At 63.8% G+C, this 4,203-nt stretch carries 4 protein-coding genes; all 4 read left to right on the forward strand.

The window, feature by feature from the left end:
• Positions 1-2: 2 nt before the first annotated feature.
• The gene (prmC, locus tag VFF99_RS15585; protein WP_325019474.1) at positions 3-815 is read left to right on the forward strand and encodes a peptide chain release factor N(5)-glutamine methyltransferase; all 813 of its coding nucleotides are present in this window, start codon (positions 3-5) and stop codon (positions 813-815) included.
• Between the two features lie 92 nt (positions 816-907).
• Positions 908-3,250, forward strand: coding sequence for a Tex family protein (locus tag VFF99_RS15590; protein ID WP_325019476.1), 2,343 nt, complete (start codon positions 908-910; stop codon positions 3,248-3,250).
• 175 nt (positions 3,251-3,425) lie between these two features.
• The gene (gene grxD / locus VFF99_RS15595) at positions 3,426-3,737 is read left to right on the forward strand and encodes a Grx4 family monothiol glutaredoxin (RefSeq protein ID WP_325019478.1); all 312 of its coding nucleotides are present in this window, start codon (positions 3,426-3,428) and stop codon (positions 3,735-3,737) included.
• Positions 3,738-3,753: 16 nt separating this feature from the next.
• On the forward strand, positions 3,754-4,203 hold a 450-nt coding region (locus VFF99_RS15600), incomplete at its 3' end, for a UbiX family flavin prenyltransferase (protein WP_325019480.1).

Raw genomic sequence — 4,203 nt, forward strand, 5'->3', positions numbered from 1 at the left:
TCATCGAGCCCGGCGCCACCATCGGCAGCCTGCTGCGGAAACCGCCGCTCGATCCGCTGGAGGCGCGCATCCTCCTCTCGCATGCCCTGCAGCTGTCGCGCGTGCAGCTGGTGACGCAATCGGAGCGCATCCTCAACCAGCGGGAATCCGATGCCGTCGCCGCGCTGTTTGCACGGCGACTCAGGGGTGAGCCGATTGCCTACATCCTCGGCGAGCGCGAGTTCTTCGGCCTCCTGCTGCACACCACGCCGGATGTGCTGATCCCCCGCCCCGAAACGGAACACCTCGTCGAACTTGCACTGGAGCGCATGCCGGACAAGGCCCGCTTGCTCGACATGGGGACCGGTTCCGGTGCCATCGCAATCGCAATTGCGCACGCACGGCCCGACGCCGGCGTGACCGCGCTGGACGCCAGCGAGGCTGCCCTCGACGTCGCCCGGCGCAATGCCGAGCGCCACCAGGCCAAGGTGCGCTTCCTGCTCAGCGACTGGTACGCCGCCCTCGGCAATGAGCAGTTCGACATCATCGTTTCGAATCCACCCTACATCGTTGCCGGCGATCCCCACCTGTCGCAGGGCGACCTGCGTTTCGAACCCGTGGATGCCCTGACCGACCACGGGGACGGCCTGTCCGCGATCCGCACCATTGCCGAGGGCACGCAACGGTATCTCGTCGCAGGCGGCTGGCTGCTGATGGAGCACGGCTACGACCAGGCTGCCGCCGTCCGCGCCCTGCTTGTCCGCGAAGGCTTCCACGAAGTGCAAAGCTGGAAAGACCTGGCGGGTATCGAGCGCGTGACAGGCGGCAGACGGTAGCGCGGGTGCCGTCGCTTTTTTGACTGTCAAGACTGACGCAATCGCGCAATTTGCGTATCATCACCCGCTTGTTTTCATCTTTCTGATTTTTCATGCTGCCATCCATCGAACAACGTCTCGCCCTTGAACTCGCCGCCAAGCCGGCGCAAGTCGCTGCCGCCATCGCCCTGCTGGATGAAGGCGCCACCGTTCCCTTCATTGCGCGCTACCGCAAGGAAGCGACCGGCGGTCTGGACGACATTCAACTGCGCCTGCTGGAAGAGCGCCTGCGTTACCTGCGCGAGCTGGAAGACCGCCGCGCGGCCATCATTGCGTCGATCGAAGAGCAGGGGAAAATGACACCCGAGCTGCTGGATGCGGTCACGCACGCAGAAGACAAGACCCGCCTCGAAGACCTGTACCTGCCGTACAAGCCGAAGCGTCGCACCAAGGCACAGATCGCCGCCGAAGCCGGCCTGACCGAGCTCGCCGATGCGCTGCTGGCCAACCCCACGCTCAACCCGGATGAAGAAGCGGCCAAGTACATCAAGCCCGCGTTCACGACGCCGAACGGCGACAACCCCGGCGTGCCGGACGCCAAGGCCGCACTGGATGGCGCCCGCCAGATCCTGATGGAGCGTTTCGCCGAGGACGCCACGCTGCTGCAATCCCTGCGCGAGTACCTGACCGATCACGGCGTGGTCGAATCCAAGGTCGCGGAAGGCAAGGAAGAGGCCGGTGCGAAGTTCGCCGATTATTTCGACTACTCGGAAACCATCGGCACCATCCCGTCGCACCGTGCCCTCGCGTTGTTCCGTGGCCGGCGCGAAGAAATCCTCAACGTATCGCTGCGCCTGGACAGCGAAGAGGAAAAGCCGAAATGGGATGCGCCCCACAACCCGTGCGAGAGCCGCATCGCCGCCCGCTTCGGGGTGAGCAGCAAGGGCCGCCCCGCCGACAAGTGGCTGGCGGACACGGTGCGCTGGGCTTGGCGCGTGAAGGTCTTCATGCACCTCGAGACCGAGCTGATGACTAACCTGCGCGAGCGCGCCGAGATCGAAGCGATCAACGTGTTCGCACGCAACCTGAAAGACCTGCTGCTGGCGGCCCCGGCCGGCCCGCGCGCGACCATGGGCCTCGATCCTGGCCTGCGCACCGGCGTGAAGGTCGCGGTCGTGGATGCCACCGGCAAGGTAGTGGACACCTCCACCATCTATCCGCACCAGCCGCGCAACGACTGGGAAGGCTCGATCCACACGCTCGCCCTGCTCGCCCGCAAGCACAACGTGGCGCTGGTTTCCATCGGCAACGGCACCGCTTCACGCGAAACCGACAAGCTGGCGCAAGACCTGATCAAGCGCCACCCTGAGCTTCAGCTCACCAAGATCGTCGTCTCCGAGGCCGGTGCCTCGGTCTATTCCGCCTCCGAATACGCTTCGCGCGAACTGCCCGAACTCGACGTTTCGCTGCGCGGCGCGGTATCCATCGCTCGCCGCCTGCAAGACCCGTTGGCAGAGCTGGTGAAGATCGATCCGAAGTCGATCGGCGTGGGCCAGTACCAGCACGATGTCAGCCAGACTCAGTTGGCGCGCTCGCTGGATGCGGTGGTGGAAGACTGCGTGAACGCGGTGGGCGTGGACGTCAACACCGCCTCGGCGCCGCTGCTCGCCCGTGTTTCGGGCCTGAACGCAAGCGTGGCGCAGAGCATCGTCAACTATCGCGACATGAAGGGCATGTTCAGCTCGCGCGCCGCGCTGATGTCCGTACCGCGCCTGGGCGAAAAGACCTTCGAGCAGGCGGCCGGCTTCCTGCGCATCATGAACGGCGAGAATCCGCTCGATGCCTCCGCCGTCCACCCCGAGTCGTATCCGGTGGTCGAGAAGATCCTGGCGGACATCAAGAAAGATGTGAAGGGTGTCGTCGGTGACACCAAGCTGCTGAAGTCTATCAATCCGGCAAAGTACGCAGACGACAAGTTCGGCGTCCCGACCATCACCGATATCCTGAAAGAGCTGGAAAAGCCTGGCCGCGATCCGCGTCCGGAATTCACCACCGCAATCTTCAAGGAAGGTGTCGAGGACATCAAGGACCTGCGCCCGGACATGATCCTCGAAGGCGTCGTCACCAACGTGGCTGCGTTCGGCGCCTTCGTCGACATTGGCGTCCATCAGGACGGCCTGGTGCATATTTCCGCGCTGTCGAATACCTTCGTCCGCGACCCGCACACCGTCGTCAAGGCCGGCCAGGTGGTGAAGGTGAAAGTGCTGGAAGTCGATGAGAAGCGCCGGCGCATTGCCCTTACGATGCGCCTCAACGATACCGCCCCGACACCCGGGGCCCGCCCGGAGCAGCGTGGCGACCGCAATGACGCACGCCGTCTTTCGCAGCACCAGCGCGCGCCGCAAGCGGCAGTGGGCGGCGCGATGGCCGCGGCCTTCGCCAAGCTGAAGGGCTGAGGCACACCGTCGTGACAGGAAGACGGGAGGCCGCATGGAGCGGCCTCCCGTTTTTTATTTTTCCGGCAACTTTCGGCTGCGGACGTCCGCCTATTTCTCCACCCGGAACGGCATGGCCCCACCCTTTTTCATATAATGGCGGTATTCCCCATTTTTTGAGCTTAGAGGTAAAGCCATGAGCGATGTACAAGCCTGGATCAAAGAGACCGTCACTTCCCACCCCGTCGTGCTGTTCATGAAGGGCACTGCCCAGTTTCCGCAGTGCGGCTTTTCCGGTCGCGCGGTGCAGATCCTGAACGCTTGCGGCGTCGAGAACATCGTGACCGTGAACGTGCTGGAAGACGCGGAAGTCCGCCAGGGCATCAAGGAATACTCGAACTGGCCGACCATTCCGCAGCTGTACGTCAAAGGCGAGTTCATCGGCGGATCGGACATCATGACCGAGATGTACGAGTCGGGCGAACTCCAGAACCTGCTGAAGGCCTGATTTCACTTCAACACAGATGGCCGGCCAACGCCTGATCATCGCCATCACCGGCGCGACCGGTGCGGTGTATGGCGTCCGGCTCCTGCAGGTGCTGCGCGACCTGCCCGGCATCGAAACCCACCTGATGGTTTCCGATGCGGGAGTGCTGAACCTGCATCAGGAACTCGATCTCGGCCGCAAGGACGTCGAAGCGCTGGCGCACGTGGTACACAACGTGCGCGATATCGGCGCCTCGATCGCGAGCGGTTCGTTCCAGTCCGACGGCATGGTGATTGCGCCTTGCTCGATGAAGACGCTTGCGGGCATCGCGCACGGCCTGTCGGACAACCTGATCACGCGCGCTGCCGACGTGGTGCTCAAGGAACGGCGCCGCCTGGTGCTGATGGTGCGTGAAACACCGTTCAACCTTGCCCATCTGCGCAACATGACCGCAGTGACCGAAATGGGCGGCATCATCTTTCCGCCT

Source organism: Noviherbaspirillum sp., from assembly GCF_035654295.1.
Classification (GTDB): domain Bacteria; phylum Pseudomonadota; class Gammaproteobacteria; order Burkholderiales; family Burkholderiaceae_D; genus Noviherbaspirillum.

Coding starts and splice junctions, on each gene's coding strand:
- VFF99_RS15590 (WP_325019476.1), top strand. CDS start 908: ATGCTGCCATCCATCGAACAACGTCTCGCCCTTGAACTCGCCGCCAAG.
- grxD (WP_325019478.1), top strand. CDS start 3,426: ATGAGCGATGTACAAGCCTGGATCAAAGAGACCGTCACTTCCCACCCC.